Source organism: Deltaproteobacteria bacterium (assembly GCA_003194485.1).
GTDB lineage: Bacteria > Desulfobacterota > Dissulfuribacteria > Dissulfuribacterales > UBA3076 > UBA3076.
Map to the genome: position 1 here is coordinate 14,559 of PQXD01000002.1, position 18,821 is coordinate 33,379.

The 18,821-nt window shown below is 49.6% G+C and carries 20 protein-coding genes; 4 read left to right on the plus strand and 16 right to left on the minus strand.

The features are described from left to right. Positions 1–6 precede the first annotated feature (6 nt). Together C4B57_01515 and C4B57_01520 are read right to left on the minus strand one after the other, a co-directional pair. On the minus strand, positions 7–855 hold the full coding sequence (locus tag C4B57_01515) for a hypothetical protein (protein ID PXF55706.1): 849 nt from the start codon (positions 853–855) through the stop codon (positions 7–9). Between the two features lie 8 nt (positions 856–863). Then, the gene (locus C4B57_01520; GenBank protein ID PXF55707.1) at positions 864–3,251 is read right to left on the minus strand and encodes a cysteine--tRNA ligase; all 2,388 of its coding nucleotides are present in this window, start codon (positions 3,249–3,251) and stop codon (positions 864–866) included. A 437-nt stretch (positions 3,252–3,688) separates the two neighbouring features. On the opposite strand from C4B57_01520, the gene C4B57_01525 reads away from it, so the two are divergent. The 3 genes from C4B57_01525 to C4B57_01535 all read left to right on the plus strand — a co-directional run bounded on the left by C4B57_01525 (position 3,689) and on the right by C4B57_01535 (position 6,508). Then, complete coding sequence (locus C4B57_01525; GenBank protein ID PXF55708.1) at positions 3,689–4,537, plus strand: hypothetical protein; 849 nt, start codon at positions 3,689–3,691, stop codon at positions 4,535–4,537. Positions 4,538–4,539: 2 nt separating this feature from the next. Then, complete coding sequence (locus C4B57_01530; protein ID PXF55709.1) at positions 4,540–6,132, plus strand: DUF1957 domain-containing protein; 1,593 nt, start codon at positions 4,540–4,542, stop codon at positions 6,130–6,132. A gap of 157 nt (positions 6,133–6,289) precedes the next feature. Continuing rightward, positions 6,290–6,508, plus strand: coding sequence for a hypothetical protein (locus C4B57_01535; GenBank protein PXF55710.1), 219 nt, complete (start codon positions 6,290–6,292; stop codon positions 6,506–6,508). On the opposite strand, the gene C4B57_01540 is transcribed toward C4B57_01535, so the two are convergent. The 6 genes from C4B57_01540 to C4B57_01565 form a co-directional block, all read right to left on the minus strand. Next, entirely contained in the window at positions 6,490–6,915 is a 426-nt protein-coding gene (locus tag C4B57_01540; GenBank protein ID PXF55711.1) for a VapC toxin family PIN domain ribonuclease, read from the minus strand. The genes C4B57_01535 and C4B57_01540 overlap by 19 nt on opposite strands. Beyond that, positions 6,899–7,147 carry an AbrB family transcriptional regulator gene (locus C4B57_01545; GenBank protein ID PXF55712.1) on the minus strand — a complete coding sequence of 83 codons (249 nt, stop codon included), beginning with the start codon at positions 7,145–7,147 and terminating at the stop codon, positions 6,899–6,901. The genes C4B57_01540 and C4B57_01545 overlap by 17 nt, the downstream gene beginning before the upstream one ends. Positions 7,148–7,652: 505 nt before the next feature. Further along, complete coding sequence (gene tatC / locus C4B57_01550) at positions 7,653–8,432, minus strand: twin-arginine translocase subunit TatC (protein ID PXF55713.1); 780 nt, start codon at positions 8,430–8,432, stop codon at positions 7,653–7,655. Beyond that, positions 8,422–9,516: a peptidase M24 gene (locus C4B57_01555; protein PXF55714.1), complete on the minus strand. Its 1,095-nt coding sequence runs from the start codon at positions 9,514–9,516 to the stop codon at positions 8,422–8,424. The genes tatC and C4B57_01555 overlap by 11 nt, the downstream gene beginning before the upstream one ends. A 21-nt stretch (positions 9,517–9,537) precedes the next feature. After that, positions 9,538–9,759, minus strand: coding sequence for a cytoplasmic protein (locus C4B57_01560; protein ID PXF55715.1), 222 nt, complete (start codon positions 9,757–9,759; stop codon positions 9,538–9,540). Between the two features lie 43 nt (positions 9,760–9,802). Continuing rightward, positions 9,803–11,344 (minus strand): bifunctional ADP-dependent NAD(P)H-hydrate dehydratase/NAD(P)H-hydrate epimerase, encoded by a 1,542-nt coding sequence (locus C4B57_01565; protein PXF55716.1) that lies wholly within the window; start codon positions 11,342–11,344, stop codon positions 9,803–9,805. Between the two features lie 100 nt (positions 11,345–11,444). On the opposite strand from C4B57_01565, the gene C4B57_01570 reads away from it, so the two are divergent. Beyond that, complete coding sequence (locus C4B57_01570) at positions 11,445–12,338, plus strand: type III pantothenate kinase (protein PXF55717.1); 894 nt, start codon at positions 11,445–11,447, stop codon at positions 12,336–12,338. 40 nt (positions 12,339–12,378) lie between these two features. Here the strand turns inward: C4B57_01570 and C4B57_01575 are convergent, their stop codons facing one another. From C4B57_01575 to C4B57_01610, 8 genes are all read right to left on the minus strand, one after another. After that, positions 12,379–13,668 carry a hypothetical protein gene (locus C4B57_01575; protein PXF55718.1) on the minus strand — a complete coding sequence of 430 codons (1,290 nt, stop codon included), beginning with the start codon at positions 13,666–13,668 and terminating at the stop codon, positions 12,379–12,381. A gap of 21 nt (positions 13,669–13,689) precedes the next feature. Beyond that, entirely contained in the window at positions 13,690–14,454 is a 765-nt protein-coding gene (locus tag C4B57_01580; protein ID PXF55719.1) for a 23S rRNA (guanosine(2251)-2'-O)-methyltransferase RlmB, read from the minus strand. A gap of 102 nt (positions 14,455–14,556) precedes the next feature. Next, positions 14,557–15,171: a guanylate kinase gene (locus C4B57_01585; GenBank protein PXF55720.1), complete on the minus strand. Its 615-nt coding sequence runs from the start codon at positions 15,169–15,171 to the stop codon at positions 14,557–14,559. 192 nt (positions 15,172–15,363) lie between these two features. Beyond that, entirely contained in the window at positions 15,364–15,648 is a 285-nt protein-coding gene (locus tag C4B57_01590) for a DUF370 domain-containing protein (GenBank protein ID PXF55721.1), read from the minus strand. An 18-nt stretch (positions 15,649–15,666) separates the two neighbouring features. Further along, complete coding sequence (locus C4B57_01595; protein ID PXF55722.1) at positions 15,667–16,674, minus strand: YicC family protein; 1,008 nt, start codon at positions 16,672–16,674, stop codon at positions 15,667–15,669. An 87-nt stretch (positions 16,675–16,761) separates the two neighbouring features. Beyond that, the gene (locus tag C4B57_01600) at positions 16,762–17,295 is read right to left on the minus strand and encodes a DUF4416 domain-containing protein (protein ID PXF55723.1); all 534 of its coding nucleotides are present in this window, start codon (positions 17,293–17,295) and stop codon (positions 16,762–16,764) included. 31 nt (positions 17,296–17,326) lie between these two features. Beyond that, the gene (rfaE1, locus tag C4B57_01605) at positions 17,327–18,307 is read right to left on the minus strand and encodes a D-glycero-beta-D-manno-heptose-7-phosphate kinase (protein PXF55724.1); all 981 of its coding nucleotides are present in this window, start codon (positions 18,305–18,307) and stop codon (positions 17,327–17,329) included. Positions 18,308–18,606: 299 nt separating this feature from the next. After that, positions 18,607–18,795: a hypothetical protein gene (locus tag C4B57_01610; GenBank protein PXF55725.1), complete on the minus strand. Its 189-nt coding sequence runs from the start codon at positions 18,793–18,795 to the stop codon at positions 18,607–18,609. Positions 18,796–18,821 lie beyond the last annotated feature (26 nt).

Sequence of the window (18,821 nt, forward strand, 5' to 3'; positions counted from 1 at the left end):
GCCTGATTAGTTCAGATAGCGGGAAGCAAGGACCAGATCACCTTTTTTTACTCCGAGGTGTCTTGCCACTACATCACATTTCGCCTTCAGAAAGAAAAAGACAGGGGCATCCGATTCCGACAGGGTCTCGAAGTTCCCCTGACCTTTGCTGATAACGACAGGGGCCTTCCTGAACAGCTCACTGAATTCAGGAGTACACTGGTCCAGCACTGTACCGGGAGCAGCGCATCCGGATGAAATGATGGTTGCTACTTTGTCAAGCCCTGCTGCCAGAGCGTCTTCCCTGGTAGCATCGTTGATTATCGGCCTTTCCCTGACTATATAAGTTGTGGGACGGGCCAGGGTCTCTATCAGCAGGCGGTCAAAGACCGTCTCACCGGCGTTGTCACCCAGATAGAGTATCCATTCTGCCCCGGTTACCGCCTTTTTAAATTCCTCTTCATCCCGTCGGCCAAAAGACTGCTCCATTATTTTTTCAATCTCTGATTCCAGGTCATGACTTGATGGTACGCCGAAATCAATGACGTTTCCCGTTATGGCAAGACGTATAGCAAGCCCCAAAGGGTCTTCTGATTCCGAGACATCCTTTTTCAGCCGGGGATAAAGGGCAAGTGCCTTCTCAGTACTTTGTTTTTTCACTGTCTTAAAAGGGTCTGTTTTGCCTGTATAGCTGTTTATAAGATCATATACCATCACCGCGGTCTTGGGCGGCGGATCATCCAGCTTGATATTTCTGATTTTCTCCCCCAGATCCATCAGCAGTCTCAGGATTTTCTCGTCGGAAAGGCCTGCCAGACGGCCGGCTCTCAAGGCCTGGAGCATAAAACAGGGAATGCAGTCCAAAAATGTGCGCATATTTTTTTCTAAACCTCCTTAATCCATCTCCAGCGAATCCCGCCCGGGGTATCCATTACCTCCACCCCGAGACCGAGGAGTTGCTGCCGGATATCATCCGCCCTGTCCCAGTCCCTTGAGGCCCTGGCCTCTTCCCTTTGGGAGATAAGATCATGGATTTCCATTGACAGCCCGGGATCAGGGACGGAAATATCCAGGCACCCCAGGATCTTGTCCACATCCTTGAGTGCGTCCATGATGCTTCCGGCATCCACTGGTGAAAGACCTTGGGCGGAAATAAGCGAATTCACATGCCTTACCAGCCTGAAAACCGCCCCCAGGGCCTTTGAGATGTTAAGGTCATCATTAACGGCAATAGTAAAGTCATTTTTCATGACCTCCACGGCCTTCTTGATTGCCGGTCCCGGCTCTGCTGCGCGCCCTTCACCAATAGCAAGAGACTGTATCTCAGAGACAAAGTAGTCGAGCCGCTTTATGGCCCTTGCCGATTCTTCCAGATGGTCATACGAGAAATTAAGGGGCTTTCTGTAGTGTGTCCTGAGCAGGAAAAACCTCACATGCCTTCCGGTAAAGCCCTTTTTGTTTAAATCCCGCAGGGTGACAACATTTCCTGCGGAGCGTGACATCTTCTTTCCGTCAACCAGAACAAGCTCGCTGTGAATCCAGGTCCGGGCAAGCGGTTTGCCCGTAAGGGCCGTTGCAATGGCAATCTCGTTTTCGTGATGCGGGAAAATGAGGTCACAGCCACTGGTATGGATGTCAAAAAATTCTCCCAGGTAGCGCATTGACATTGCAGCACACTCAATATGCCAGCCCGGTCTGACCTGCCCCCATTTTGTCTCAAACCCTATGCCCTTTTTGAGTTCATTCAGGGTCACACGCTTGAAGAGCGTGAAGTCAACAGGACTGTCCTTCTCGTAGTCGTCGAGATCTACCGTCCTTCCGATGTCAATGCCTGAAAGGTCCACCCTGGAAAGCCTTCCATAGGATGGCAGTTTTGAGATGTCAAAGTAAACGGAGCCATGCTTGACATATGCATAACCTGCATCTAACAATCGCTCGGTCAGTTGAATCATTGTCTCAACATGGGTGCTTGCTCTGGGATAGCTGTCCGCAGGCCTTATATTCATGGCAGACGCATCTTCCATAAAGGCCAGGGTATAGCGGTCGGTGAGCTCCTTGAGGCTTTTGCCCTGAGACAGCGAGGCCCGGATCGTCTTGTCATCCATATCCGTGATATTCATCACATGGGTAACATCATAACCCTGGTGTTCTAGCGTGCGTCTCAAAAGATCCGCAACCACCAGTCTCCTGCATAGTCCCAGGTGCGCGAATTCATGGACCGTGGGTCCGCAGGAGTAGATCCCTGCCTTTCCCGGATTTAAGGGTTCAAAGATCTCCTTTTTTCTGGTAAGTGTGTTGACGAGCTTCAGTGCCCTGGCCTGATCCGCCTCCTCAACCTGCGGAACTGAAAAAATGTCCGTGCTCAGGTAACGGTCTCCTCCATCGGGAAAGATCACGACCACAAGGCCCTGTTCAAGCCTTGCAGCCTCTGAAAGCGCTGCAGCCATGGCGGCCCCTGAACTCATCCCGGCGAAAAGACCTTCCTCTTGCGCCAGTCTTTTGGTCAGCTCGAGTGCTTCATCATCATGGACATTGACAATTGCATCCGGCATGCGTTTGTCAAAGATCCCGGGCCGGTATGATTCCTTCATATTTTTGAGTCCCTGTATACTGTGACCAAAATATGGCTCTACTCCGACTATTCGGACTTTTGGATTGAGTTCGCGGAAGCGTTGCGTAATTCCCATCAGGGTACCGGTGGTTCCCATGGCAGCGACTATTACATCTACCTTGCCCCCGGTCTGTTCCCAGATCTCCGGGGCAGTGCCATGATAGTGTGCCAGGCAGTTGTCAGGGTTGTTGTACTGGTCCGTGCAGAAATAGAGGTCAGGGTTTTCCCTTGCAAGCTTATATACGGCCTCTATGGCGCCATCGGTCCCAAGGCGGGCAGGGGTCAGGAGTATCTTGGCACCGTAAGCCCGCATTATTTGACGGCGCTCGATGCTGGCCGCCTCGCTCATGGCAATAAGGCAGCGATAGCCTTTTACGGCGGATACCATCGCAAGACCGATGCCGGTATTACCACTGCTTGCCTCAAGGATTATCTTGTCCTTTGTGAGTTCTCCCCGTTCTTCCGCCCTTCCAATCATGGAAAGAGCTATGCGATCCTTAATAGAGCCTCCTGGATTGAAGCTCTCCATCTTTGCCAGAATAGTGACTTTCTTGCCGGTATAGATGCGGCGGATGGGGATAAGCGGGGTATTGCCGATCGTGTCGAGGATGTCTTTATTGAATCTTCTCAAAACAAACACGATCCTTCCATATTGTGACATTAAAAACAAAAGATTTTTTTATTTAGTATATTAATCAACATAAATATACAGCCTTTTTTTGACAAGGGCTGTGATCGTACCGGGCAAAACCTCCGGCCGCCTGGCAGAGGCTGCATGCCTTGATGATTTGCCAGGTCCTTTTGACAAAGCAACCGTAGTTCTTATGAAAAAGGTGGAAGGTGATGAGGAGTGATTGAGAGGGGAGGGGAGGTCCGGCAGAAACGGGCTATGGAATACCCGATGGATTATATCCCTGTGACGTTTTCATACGATCTCCGGCCAGGACAAGGCATCGTGCTGGTCACTTCAAGAGATTTGATTCAGGATGAATGAATCAATAGTGATTGAGTTTTTCCTGGATTTTTTGTAACCTTGGACGTCTGTCCTTATTTATTAAGTAAGGTGGTTTTATACTGGAAGTCGGCCATGAACAGCGGATGGAGAAAGAGGGCGAATTGACAAAGTCAATACAAGGCAAAGTTGCCGAAAAACAAGACATTGAAAGACCGAAATCTCACAAACCTGGATCGGAGAGACAGGAGAAGGCAGAACAATCAGATCTTGATGTCTCTCAGACTGCCCATGGATTCGCACGGGAGTCTATGGATTTTCGTGACCTGTACAAAGGATACAGCAAAAGCCGGGTCATTTTGCTTCCTGTCGAACCCTACCTGATACATGCCTGCTGGGAGGTTACCCATAAGGACATCGAGAAGGCGAAACAGCGGCTGGGTAATGACTATAGAAGTTCACAGGCCGTCTTGAGATTCTATGATATCACCAACATCATTTTTGACGGCACGAATGCCCATGACACTTTCGACGTAGATATCGATCTTCAATCCAGGAACTGGTATGTAGATCTCTGGAGCCCGGATAAATCGTATTTTGTTGATTTAGGATTTAAGACCAGAGATGGTTTCTTTCTCTCTGTAACCAGGTCAAATGTTGTTAGGACACCCCGTGCATGGCCTGCCCCTGAGGCTGACGAACCCTATATGTTCGCTGCAGAAGATGCGGAAGAAGGCCTGCCAAAAATCGAAAATCCTGAAGAAACTATCCGTGATGACCTGATCGAAGCCGAAGGGGCAGAAGCAGAGGCAGAGATCCGGAGGGCAGGGCCTCTCAAGCCGGAGCCGCCCTTGCCTCAAAGTATTCAAGCCCGACATGAAAAGAGGACAGATTTTGATTTCACGGAACTAAGCGAGAGGGGGTTCAGTCTCGGCATATCCTCAGAATTTATCTCCTCAACACAGGGAAAGAACAATTCCAGTGACGGGTCCTGAAAATGAAAAGAGGTTATTTAGCCATAGTCCTCCATGCACACCTGCCTTTTGTGAGGCACCCTGAATATAGGGATTCCCTGGAAGAAAACTGGATCTTTGAGGCCATTACCGATACATATATCCCCCTCCTTTTCGTACTGGATGGCCTCGTAAAAGACGGGATCGATTTTCGATTGACCTTGTCAATCACACCCACTCTTGCCTCGATGCTTGCTGACCCGTTCTTGCGGTCCCGTTATCTGGACAGGCTTGAGCGGCTGATAGAGCTGGGCAAGAAAGAGGCCAAACGAACGAGATACCGGCACGAGTTTAACATGCTGGCTCTGATGTATCACAAACGCCTTGTGCAAGTGCGCAGGGCATTCCTCAACCGTTATGATCAGGACCTGGTCCAGGCCTTTAAGCGATTACAGGAGCTTGGGAAGCTGGAGATCATCGCCAGCGCCGCCACTCACGGTTACCTCCCACTGCTTTCCGTCAATAAATCGGCTGTTCGAGCACAAATCCGGGTCGGAATCAAAAATTATCAAGAGATATTGGGTCGAGATCCAAAAGGCTTCTGGCTACCTGAATGCGGCTATTATCCCGGAGTTGACGAGCTTCTCGGCCAGGAAGGCATTCGTTATACTATTTTAGAGACTCACGGTATCACTCGCGCTACACCGAGGCCAAAATATGGTGTGTACGCACCGATCTGCTGCCCATCGGGGGTAACCGCCTTCGCGCGCGACCCTGAATCGTCCAGGCAGGTCTGGAGTTCGATAGAAGGCTATCCAGGGGATTATGATTACCGGGAATTCTATCGTGACATTGCCTATGATCTGGATCTTGATTATATCAGGCCCTATATTCATCGAGACGGCATCCGGGTGGATACCGGCTTCAAGTACTTCCGCATTACCGGCAAGACTGATCATAAAGAGGTCTATATCCCGCAAAAGGCAGAGAAAAAGGCCAAACTGCATGCAGAAAATTTCATGTTTAACAGGGAAAAACAGATTGAATATCTGGCCTCGGTCATGGATCGGAAGCCGATAGTCGTAGCACCTTACGATGCCGAGCTGTTCGGCCACTGGTGGTTTGAGGGCCCAAATTGGCTTGATCATCTTATTCGCAAGATCAACTCCGGGCAAAAAACGATCCGGCTGATCACACTTTCTGAATATCTGGAGGAATGCCCAATCAATCAGGTCTCAACTCCTTCCCCCTCCAGTTGGGGATATAAGGGCTTCAACGAGACATGGCTCAATGGGACAAATGACTGGATTTATCGTTACCTGTATCAGGGGGCGGAATTTATGGAGAGGCTGGCGATGAATCATCCCCGGGCCGAGGGTCTGACACTGAGGGCGCTCAATCAAGCGGCAAGGGAGCTCTTGATGGCACAGGCAAGTGATTGGGCCTTTATGATCAATTCGGGCGCTATGGCAGAGTATGGGACTCGACGGACAAAGACGCACCTCTCGCGACTGGGCAGGCTCATGAGAGAAATTGAAGACCGGAAGATAGATGAAGGCTGGCTCTCAATCGTTGAGAGCCAGGACAACATCTTCCCCCGGATTGACTACCGCTCTTATAATAATGCGATCGCATAAATCAATCGCGAAACAAGACATAAAAAAATATGAACGTCCAACATCGAACATCGAATGAAAAACGAACATTCAATACCGAACATTCAAGTAAATATTCGGTGAACCCGTCCGTGGTCCACTTCGTGAGTTGCCATCCGTGCCCTGCCGCAGGAGCGGTTTGCCTCTTTGGCAAACAGACAAAGAAGATGTCAGCGCAGATGCTGTACGCATTGGGCCTGACCTTATATTTGGGCGTCTATGGAATCAGTTGGGTATTGGGGCAGTTATTCGGAGTATATTGGCAAGTACAGAGCGGAAGTTTGAATTTGACGTTGAGAAAGCGATTTTCTTGACTGTGATGCAACGGAAGCATGAAGATTACTTCGTCTTCTTGTAAGGCAAAGTCTTTAGGGCCACCCTGTCTGACAGGGCTTCAAATTCAGGATCCTTGTGGACAAGCACTGCGTTTCGGTTAATCGCGGTAGCGATGATCCAACTATCGGCCACGGAAATGCGGTAATTGGCTTTCAACTCAGATGCCGTAGCGAGAATGGCTTCGGTCACATCCACTTGCTCGACAGGAAGGAGGCGTAGCGACCGCAACATCTCGTCGGCAGTTTGTTGCCCCTGATCTTTCCATATCCGATACCGGCACTCCATGAAGGTCATAAACGAGACAAGAACGGGCTGCTGTCCCTTCGCCTCGCGCAAAATCTTTTCGACCGTGTCGGCGCCTTCTTCGTTGTTCCAAAGTGCAAGTATCGCGGAGGTGTCGAGCACAAATGTCTCATTGCCGGTTGTCACACTCTTCTTCCTTCAGCCGTTCCTTTCTGCGATCACGGACAAGCTTGTCCGAGGTATAACGACCCCTTCCCGCACCGCGAAAGGCCTTAACGGGATCTTTGGGAAGCGGAATTATCTTGATGGCGTTGCCTTCTTCGACCCATTCCAGCTCCATCTGGGCTTCGATATGAAATTTTTTCCGAAGCGTTGCAGGAATGGACACCTGACCTCTTGCTGACACAGTAGATCTCATGATACTGCCTCCGATTTCTTACTTTTATAAAAATATCATGTAAGAGTTTTGTCGTCAAGAACTAACCGGGTGTAATGGGGGACAATGATCCTCCAGTGTTTTCGCCGGCTTTTTGCATACTGGTTGATAGGAAGACGAAGTATGTTGTAATGGGGTACATTTGTTTGCCGGAACGTCCGAAGAATAGTTCCTCTTTTATCCACCAATTCCAGCTATTCACCGGTGGGATAATGAAGCAATTGAAGCCGGTGGTTTTTTAATTAATTAGACTTGCAACACGCCGTAGCGGTGTGGGTCCAAGCGTTGGACGAAGTCAACTCGCGCATTCGCGCCGCGGAGCGGCGCGAATGAGGGGAACAAATTTCTCTTTTCTTAGTGACCCATGATCCAGGTGTATAATTGTCAGCGTTACTGAACTACTCCATTCCCCTATTACCCCTTTTTATATTCATTTCTCAAATGAACCTCCAAACCCGACATAGCATTCATTCCGATATCAGATATATCATGCCTTTCTTCTCTTTGCACGCACCAGCCATACCAGAAAAATACTGAGTTCATACAGGACCAGAAGAGGTCCTGCCATGAGTATCTGGTTGAGGACATCAGGTGTCGGGGTAAGTATTGCCGCCGCAAGGAATGCTATGAGAATGGCATACTTGCGGTGTTTTCTGAGTGTATGGGCGTCCAGAAGGCCTATCAGGCCCAGAAATACCATGAAAACAGGTAGCTCAAAGGCGAGCCCAAAACCCAGAAGGAGGCGGATCGTCAGCGTGAAGTATTCGCTCACACTGGGCAAGAGGCGAAGGCCCTCACCTGAATAACCGGCAAGAAACTTGAAGGCAGCGGGAAATACCACCATGTATCCAAAGAACCCGCCCCCGATGAACATGAATGACGAGCATATGACAAAGGGCAGGGTCCAGCGCTTTTCGTGTTCATACAGTCCCGGGGCCACAAATGCCCATATCTGATACAGAATAACAGGGCTTCCCAGAAAGATTCCACATGTAAGGGCCAGCTTGAGATAGGTAAAAAAGGCCTCGGGATATGATGTAAAGATCAGGCTTGTTCCAGGAGGCAGGACTTCCTCAAGGGGTCTTGAAAGCATGGCAAAGATCGGCCCGATCAAGGCGTAGCAAATGCCAAAGCCTGCAAATACTGCAATAAAGCAGACGATCAGACGCCGGCGTAATTCCGCAAGGTGCTCTGTAAGACTTGATTCTTCCCGGACGGCGAGCAGCAGGCAATAAGCAGGCAGTCTATTCGCTTTATCAAAATTCATAGAACCAGTCATTTTTGCTGAGTATTGTGGCCCCATCGGCCTCTACAAGCGCCATGTTTTCAAGACGCACCCCGCCCTGATCCCGGAGATATATTCCAGGCTCAACAGTGACCACCATCCCGGGCCTGAGCTTTTTCCGTGACCGTTGTGAGAGGATCGGCGCCTCGTGGACTGCAAGTCCCACTCCGTGCCCCAGGGAATGGACGAATCCTGGGCCATAGCCGGCATCTTTGATTATATCTCTGGCTACTTGATCCACCTGTTTGCCTGTTAGCCCGGCTCTAAGGGCCTCCTGGGCGGCAATTTGGGCCTTGCGGACTATAATGTATATTTTCCTGAAGAGCGATTCAGGTTCACCAAGAAAAATAGTCCTTGTCATGTCCGAGCAGTAACCTCCCAGCCTGGCACCCATGTCTATGAGTACGGGTTCGCCCTCTTGGATTGGCCTGTCCGTGGGAACGGCGTGGGGCAGGGCGGCATTGGGTCCTGAGGCCACAATGGGAGAAAAGGAAGGGCCTTCAGCATATTGCCATAGCTCCTCGATGATACGCCAGGCAATCTCCTTTTCAGTCATGCCGGGTCCAATATCTCTCCATATGCTTTCAAGCACTCTCTCGGCTGCGGAAACGGCCTTTTTTATAGACTCAATCTCTGAAGACGATTTAATTGAGCGCATAGTCTCGATCCGGCCCCCGAGCGAAACAAGCTCTGTCTCGGGCAGGGCCTTTTTAATGGCATCAAAGCGCCGGCAAGACAAATAATCAGGTTCGTAAGCAAGGTTGTGTACACTGCAGTCATGCATCAGATCTTTCAGGGCCTGGGCCAGGCCCTGTCTGTATATGACCAGGCGCCAGTCAGGGGCCTCATCCCTTGCCTGGACCTCGTAGCGTCCGTCTGTGAGCAAAATGGCCTCTCTGCAAAGGATCAAGAGGGCGCCTGCCGATTCGGAGATGCCCACATCCTCTGCGGTAAATCCGCTTAAATAGCGGCGGTTTTCAGGACACGTTACAAGAAACGCATCCAGGCCCCGGCCGGCCAGGATGGCACGCACCCGCTTCAAACGCTGTAAGTAATGAGATTTCATATATTTCTTATCCACAAAGTATCAGACCAGAATGGCATTCTGACCTGACGTCTTGTCTATTTTATTGCCGAGTGAAGTGCCGCAGTAAACACAAACATAATCGTATTTGTCTCCTTCAGGCAGGATAAGGAGGAGATGTTTTCTAACCGGAACGGCTTTTTTACACTTGGGGCAGTAGAGAGCTGTTGCCTCAAATTGATCGAAACCGGCTTTTTGTGTGATAGTACGGGAGGAAAAATTCATGAGTTCAATTCCTTCAGATTAAATTTTATCATTACAAAGAGGTTCATGAGGTCCACAGGTGAGGCATCCAATCAGCTACCTCACTTGCCAGGTATCCCCATCTGCCCCTGACCCTTGCCAGTTGATCCGACGCATGCCCGTGGGCAAAGACAGAAAGCCTTGCAGCATCCCATGCATCATAACCCTGGGCTAAAAAGCCTCCAATAATGCCGGTAAGCACATCCCCCATGCCCCCTGCTCCCATACCGGAGTTCCCCGAGGAGTTCAGGGCAACCCTTCCGTCAGGTGCGGCAATTACAGTCCCGGCCCCCTTAAGGACCACAACGGCCTTTGAGGAACAGGCAAGGGAAAGGGCTGCTGCCATGCGGTCATGCTGGACCTCGGCAATTGTGCATCCGAGCAGACGGGCCATTTCACCAGGATGGGGCGTCAATATCCGGGGCTGTTTTGCCCGTGCCACCGGACTGTGATCCGTGTCCAGGACGGTGAGCGCGTCAGCATCTGCTATCATGGGTACGGGGGCTGCTTCAAAAAGGTGGCGCACAACATCCCGGGTTTCATCGTTAAGCCCCAGGCCGGGTCCGATGGCAAGGGCCTTTTTTCTCTCCAGCAGGGTCTTGATTATCGGAATGGCCTTGCTGGAAACAGTTCCTGACTTGGTTTCAGGGAGATCCTCAGTCATGGCTTCAGTGAGTTTCTGGGCAAGCACAGGCTGTACATCTGCTGGACATCCCACAGTGACAAGCCCTGCCCCTGACCTGAGTGCTCCGTGGGCCACGAGTGCAGCGGCCCCTGTCTTTCCCCTTGAACCTGCCAGTATTAAAAGATGCCCGAATGTGCCTTTGTGGCCTGTGGACGGCCTTGGTCGAAGGATGGCCCTGAATATGCTTTCGTCAAGTAGCTCGGTTTTGATATCTGCTTCAGCAACTGCCGTATCGGGTATGCCGATCTCAACAATATGGAGCTCTCCCGCATATTCGGTTCCGGGATGCAGGACGAGCCCCAGCTTGGCAAGGGCCATGGTGGCGGTGAGATCGGCCCGTATTGCCGTACCGAGCGGACGCCCGGTATCAGATGATAATCCGGAAGGGATATCAACAGCGACTATTGGTGCCGGGCTCGCATTTGCCATCTCAATGGACTGGGCGAACCTTCCCGTAACTTCCCTGACAAGACCGGTTCCGAAAATGGCGTCAACAATAAGGCCTGATTTCTCGATGGTTTCGGACATGCTTGAAAGGGTATCGGAATCCAGGCACTCTGTGACAGGAAGCCCCAACTTTTTTACTATATTGTAGTTTACAAGGGCGTCTCCCCTGAATTTTTCCCCGGGCGCCAGGATCAGGAGCTCAACTTTAACCCCCTCCTGATTGAGATGCCTGGCTATGACAAAACCGTCACCACCGTTGTTGCCGGGTCCCGCCAGGATGGTGACCCCCTGGCGGAGCCTTGCTGCAAAATGCCGGCAGATGAGCTCAAAGGTTCCGCGGCCGGCGTTTTCCATGAGTATCAGGCCCGGGATGCCGAACTCTTTCATGGCTTTTTTATCTAATTCCTGCATCTGGGCTGTGGTTACCAGTAACATGATAGAATCCTCCTGCGAGAAATAAATAAGGTTCTTCGTTGTTTAGTGTAAGTAACCTTAGCAATCATTTATTTGCGCCGTTGCCGTCCAAGGCCTGGCTATGGTATTACTCCATTTGAAATATCCAGGCCATATTAGTTCCAATAACATAAAAATACGAGAAGATAATCAAGGGGTCATATCTTCCATGGAAAACAGTAAACACTCTGGAGAATACCTTCTGGCCGTAGATATTGGCAACACGCATACTGTAATCGGTCTTTTCCAGGATGACTATCTCCTCAGAGACTGGCGAATTCATACGGACAGGGAAGCCACATCTGATGAACTTGCCATGTCTTTGGACCAGTTGTGCCGGCTTGCAGGAATAGAACTGAGAGATGTTTCTGACATAGTGATATCTTGTGTTGTGCCACCCTTAATACATAGCTGGGAGGAACTAAGCCTTCATTATGTGAAAAAAAAGGCCCTGGTCGTTCAGGAAAATATACCTGCTGGAATGCCCATTCTTTATAAGCACCCCTATGAAGTGGGAGCAGACCGGCTCGTAAATTCTCTGGCTGCGTATTCAAGGTATAAAGATGCTGTAATTATAGTTGATTATGGAACTGCAACCACTTTTGACTGTGTCTCATCAAAAGGTGAATACCTGGGAGGCTCTATAGCTCCGGGCCTGCTTCTTGCGACAGAGGCCCTTTTCAAAGGTACATCCAGACTTCCAAGGGTAGAATTCTTTACCGGACCTGAAACTGCTATGGGCCAGGATACTGCCTCGGCAATAAGGGCCGGTATCATATACGGCTTTGCCGGCCTGACAGACGGCATCATAAGTCGTCTTTTAACAGAGTTTGCCCAAAGACCAAGAGTGGTAGCTACAGGAGGACTGGCTTCTATAATAGTCCCGTATTGCTCTCTGGTAGAAACAGTATTGCCAAACCTTATTTTGGAAGGCCTGTTGATAGTCTATAAGAGATTTAAGGCTGCCGGCAGTTAGATTTTAATTTTGGATTTAAAACGAGATATTTTGAGCAGGATCAACTCTGGGATTCAAGCACCTGCAGCAGTATATCTGTCTGCTTTGCAGCAACCCCGCTGGAAAGATCTTCAAGGGCCCTGCGTGCCAACCTGCCCAGCTCTTCTCTTTTTAAAGGCTCTTCAAATAATCGATCTACCGACTCCGCCAGGTCTTTTCCGTTAGCAACCTCTTGACCTCCACCGCGGGACTCAAGGGTTATTCTTGCCTCTTCAAAATTGTCCGTGTGGGGACCGTAGATAACAGGACATCCCCAGGCAGCCGGCTCCATAAGATTCTGTCCACCTTTTGGCACCAGAGAACCTCCTACAAAGGCCACTGTAGCCAATCCATAGAGATCGAAAAGCGGGCCTATTACATCCACCACTATGACCCCTTCGGTCCGATACTGATTTACCTCCAGTTCACTCCAGAGCTGGTATGGTATGCCCTTCTTGTCTAACATGCCTATAATAGAAGAAACCCTTTTCAGATGCCTCGGAACCAAAAAGAATATCATGTCACGCCAGCGGGACCGAAGTAAATCGTGGGCGTACATTATCTCTTTCTCCTCGCCTCCTCTCAGGCTTCCCGCAACAAGGATCTTGGTTGGCTCTTCAATGCCAAGTCGATTGCGAAGCCCCATCATGCGAGCAGGATCAGGTCTGGACAAAAGACCCTCGAACTTGGCATTTCCTGTGACCAGTATCCTGTCCATGGGGGCCCCAAGTGCGGCAAGCCGGTTTGCATGGACGTCAGAAATGGCGCAGATCTTTGAAAAACCGGCAAGCAATGGCCTGGTAATAGAGTGCAATCTCAAATACCTGGGAAAAGACCTGGCTGAAATGCGGCCGTTCAGGAGTACGGTCTTGCCACCGAATTGCCTCACCGTGCTGATAAGGTTTGGCCAGAGTTCGGTCTCAAGGCATGCATACACTCTGGGACGGACCTCACGTGTCATCCTGCGTACCGTTTGTGGAAAATCAAGAGGATAAGGAATTATGGAGCAGCGGGCCCCCAGGGAGGACGTTGCCCTTGCAAAACCCGCCGGCGTAGTAACTGATATGAGTATTTTTAGTTCCGGTGCCCGGCGGTCAATGGCATGGACCAGGGCCTCCGCCACGGCTACTTCTCCCACTGAAACCGCCTGGAGCCATAAATCCTGAGGACCTGCTGCAGCAACATGGTTGGAGAGATGTCCCAGGCGACCGGACCACATTCCACTGCTTCCCTCCAATCTGGACCACAATTCCAGGAAAGGGCTGAATACCGCATATGCGGCCCCGGTCATCTTCTCATACAGGCCTATCATAAAATCACCGCCTCATGCCGCCTAAACCGGCTTATAATGACGCTGTCTGGCAACCTCATACAAGGCTATGCTGGCAGCACAGGCAACATTAATAGAACCAACAGGGTAAAAATGAGGTATTCTTGCAAGGAAGTCACATGTCTCCTTGACCAGACGGCGCAACCCCGCCCCCTCTGCACCAACCACCAGAGCTAAAGGCCTGTTTAAATCTAATTCCCAGAGCGGATGCTCGCCGTCAGGGCTTAACCCTGCTATCCAGAGTCCCATTTCCTTAAGCTGCCTCATGGCTGTTACTAAATTTCCCACATGGCATACCTTTATGTGAAACAGTGCACCGGAAGACGCCTTTGCCACCGCTCCGGTAATCCGGCCGGTTCTCCGGCCGGGGAGCAAAACTGCCTGGGCGCCCAAGGCAACCGAAGAACGTATAACAGCTCCCACATTTTGTGGATCGGTTACCTGATCGCATATCACTGTTAACGGACTTTTATCTTTCCAATACAAGGGCAGACCGGAAAAGTCAATAGACCAGACAGGTTTTACCAGGGCGGCAATTCCCTGGTGTACAGCGCCTGCAGGAACGCCCGCATTTTTGAGGTCTTCCGAGCGTTCCACAAAAATCGCCCGCCTCTCTGCCAGAGTTAACAGACCAGCCTGTACTTTTTTCTTTCCAAAGGATGGATGCACAAATAGCCTATGACAGTCATCAGGACAGATTTCTAAAAATTTCCTTACCGGATGTATGCCCCAGATAATTATGGGTTTACTTCTTGATTCGGGAGGCATTGAAGAATAATAGGCGTTCAAAGATTCAGGGTTACCTTTCAGAATTCACGAATCAACGGCTCAGATTTTTGGTGAACTCTGAACCTTTGAACCTATGAATGGCTACCAAGACTTAAGGGCCTGAATAAGGCCATGCCTTGCCAAAACCCTGGGTGTTATGCATCTCTGGGCGATCACTATGGATTTCAGGTCTTCAGTGGCCCTTGAAAGGTCGTCGTTTACCACAACGAAGTCAAACTCATGCACTGCCTCCAGCTCTGATTTTGCATTGGCCATCCTGAGTTTCAACCTCGAGGAATCCTCACTTCCTCTATCCCTGAGCCGTGCCTCCAATACCGACCACGACGGAGGCAGCAGGAATATCAGAACGGCTTCCGGGAACAGCCTGCGGATCTGTCTGGCCCCCTGGATATCTATGTCCAGAAGTACATCCTCTCCCAGTTCAAGCCTTGACAGCACTTCTGATTTACCTGTTCCGTAAAAGTTGCCGTATACCCGTGCCCATTCAAGAAACGCATCAGCAGAGATCATCTCCTCGAACCTATCCTGGGAAATAAAGTGATAGTCTATACCATCAAATTCCCCTTGCCTGGGATCACGGGTAGTATATGACACAGAAAAAGAGAGCCCGGAAATCCGATCGAGCAATCTGCGGCATAAAGTGGTTTTCCCAACCCCTGAAGGGGCGGAAATCACAAATAGTTTCCCCTGTTCCATTGAAGTCGGATATAATTACAGAGATCGTCAAATAGTTGAGTCGTTGAGTCGTTGAGTCGGAAAATAAGCATGTTAAATCAGTACAGAGATCGTCAACTACATCAAGTGTCCAATTTTTGCGCAAACCACATAAATTCAAACAGTAATAACCACTCAACTAATCAACTACTCAACCACTTAACGAGGTCTGAATTAATATTTTGGGTCTTTCTCTTCCATTTTGGTCAAAACGTCTGCACCGAGTCTTTGGGAAACCGTCTCCGCCTGTATGGCAGAGAGTATAATATGGTTGCTGTCTGTTATAATTATGGAACGAGTTCGACGACCTTGACTGGCGTCAATAAGGCGGTTATTGACCTTTGCCTCCTCTCTCAAACGCTTCATGGGAGCAGATGACGGATTGACTATGGCAACGACACGTTCAGCCACTATGGTATTGCCAAAACCAATATTAAGCAGTTTGCATCTACAGCTCATAATATGTTCTCCTTATCCCTACACTATATTCTGAACCTGCTCGCGCATCTTTTCCAGTTCACCCTTGATCTCAACCACCAAATAAGAAATCAGGGAGTCAGATGACTTGGATGCCATAGTATTAATTTCCCTGAACAGCTCCTGGAGTAAAAAATCCATTTTCCTGCCGACGGCTTCCCGCCCGGCAAAAAACTTCCTGAACTGCTCTATATGGCTGCGAACTCTGACTATCTCCTCTGTTATATCCAACTTATCGGCAAGTACAGCCATCTCTTGATTTAAACGTCCTTCGTCTGCAGAAAAATCTCTTAAAATTGACTGGATTCTGTCCTTGAGCGCCTGCTGGGCCTTCCTGAGGTGCTCTTCTGTCCGCTTTGATATGTCTTCAATCCATTGTTCAATCTGAGACAGCCTTGATTCCAGATCTTTCTCCAGAGCAGCTCCCTCCTTGGCTGACATCGCTACAGCCTTGTCAAGCAAATCCTCTAATTGACCTTTCATCCTTTCCCATGCCTTTTCGGTGTCCGGTCCCTGTTCCCGGACGTTGATAACGTCCTTTAAAGAACACAAAAGCGTCGGAAGATCCAGGGTGCCCTCTAAACCAAGACCATCAGCCAGAGATCTGGCTGCATCCAGATAAGAACGTCCAAGCTCCAGATCGGCTACAAAGACGGACCTTGCCGCCTCACTACCCTCGTACTGTATGCTCAGGTCAATGCGGCCGCGAATCATCTTTTCCTGCACCATTTTTTTTATACGGTCTTCAATGGGATTCATCCACTTCGGCAACCCAATATTGACATCACAGAACCTTCCGTTTACAGACCTCAGCTCCATTGCGCAATGCCAGCCATCTCCTTTATATTCCATACGTGCAAATGAAGTCATGCTGCGCAGCATTGGATCACCATTTCTGATTCCGCTCAAAATACCCCATCTGCTGCGTTGCTTCGATTTCCTCGTTACTGCGACGTACGCTAAGTACGCCTCGTTCCTCGAAAATCTCGCGCCTTGCATCTGGAGCATTTTGAGCGGAATCCTGTTTCAGGACTTTTCGCAGTGTAATCATATCCATGACGGATTACTTGAGGCGCCTCCAGCCATTGGATCGTGTCAGGCTCTCGCCCCTCTGAGCCCTTTCAGATAGGATTTTCTTACCCTGTTCCAGAACTCTACCGCTTCTTGTGAGGCATAGTCCGGATAAGTCCATGGTAAGGGTCTGAAAGAACTTTTCCGGTATATAAGCGTCAGATCTGCATATACGCCCCGGCCAAGATAAATCCGGTGGGAATAATTTTTGCCGGTAGCAAGCACAAGACGTTCAGCAGTTAAAATGCCTGGATCAATATTTACCCGCCTCTTTCCTTCTGTACAGAATTCCTGCTCCAGTTTATCAGTGGCGAGCTTAATTTCGGCAAGGATATCTTGAAATATCAATTCGGCAAAACTTATGAATATCCTTTTGAGGCTGTTCCCGAACTCCGGCTCATAATAAGAAGTCCGGTCAAACGGCATGACCGGGCTCTCAAAATCAATAGCGCCGTATGCACTGGACAAGGCATCGGCCACTCTGCTTATAAGCCTTTCTCGTTGAGAAAATATACTACAAACCAGCTTGGCTGGTGGCGGTGTCTGTAATGTGCTCATTATCCGGGTTTTGCTGGATATGTAATGTCCTTTATCTCTCCAATATCTCCATGATCTCTTCAGCAGTTACAGTAGCAGTCCCGATCTTTCCAACAACTACACCCGCGGCAATATTTGCTAAATAGGCTGCTTCAGGGAAACTGAGCCCGTTGACTATTCCCAAGGTCATGGCTGCTACGACCGTATCACCTGCACCGGTAACGTCAAAGACCTCGCGTGCCATGGTTGGCACGGTAAATAATCCGTTTTTTCTTTGCCAGAGGGCCATCCCGTGCAATCCCCGGGTGATGAGTACCGCCTCTGTTCCCAGCCTTGCCTGGATCTTTTGTGCAGCCTGACTGAGGCTCTCCGTATCCTTGATCTCAAGGCCTGCCATTGCCTCTGCCTCTTGCCGGTTAGGGGTCACTAATGTAACTCCATGGTAAAGGTGACTGTTTGCAGGCTTGGGATCCACTAAAAAAGGAATACCTCTTGCGTCTGAGATTTTCCTTAATTCATCCATGATGCGAACCGCAACCACACCTTTAGCATAGTCAGATACAATGATTCCGTCAATTCCGGGAGCCAGCCTCTCAAAGGCCTCGACCAAGGCCTTAATTGATGAGTCATTGAGTGTGTTATTGCTCTCCCTGTCAACCCTCACTACCTGCTGACCTCTGGCGATTATCCTGGTCTTGATCGTGGTAGGGCGTATGCCGTCAACAACGGCAGCCGTATCTATACCCCTGGATCTGGCGAGTTCTCTGAGATTTTCGCCCATGGCATCTTTTCCGACCACGCCCCCAAGGATTACAGGGCTGCCCAAGGCCCTGAGGTTGTTTGCCACATTCGCCGCACCGCCAAGGAGCACGGTTTCCTCCTGTACTTTCACCACAGGGACCGGCGCTTCGGGCGATATCCTCGACACCTCACCCCAAACAAACTGATCCAGCATAATATCTCCGGCCACAAGCAGGCAAGAGGAGTCAAACCGGCGGACGGCCTCCTTGAGTCTTTTTATGCGATCTTTCATTTTTGTAAACGTTCACAGGTTACATTAAAAGATGAACGTCCAACATCGAACGTCCAACATCGAACATCGAATGAAAAACAGATATACAATACCGAACATTCAGAGGCTATTTCTGTATGTTAGCCATTTAGGTTAAAGGCTGAAGGCTGAAGTATACTGATATACCATCTCCTGCAATAATTAGCAGCCTTTCTTCCCGGGTCATAAGTCTTCATCTTTTCCCATTCAACATTCGATGTTGGACATTCGATGTTCGATGTTCATCTTTTTCTTGTCCCTTGACCCTGAACCATGAACGGTTATTTTTTATTTACAGGATAAGGTTTGGCCTCATCTATCAGCATCACGGGAATGCCTTCCCGTATCTCATACAACAGACCACAGCTCTCACAAATCAGCCCGTCTTCCTTTTCGGTAAGCTTTACCTCACCCTTACATTTGGGACACGCAAGAATATTCAGCAGTTCGGAACTAATGGGCTTGCTCATAACTTACCTCCAATCACCAAATCACT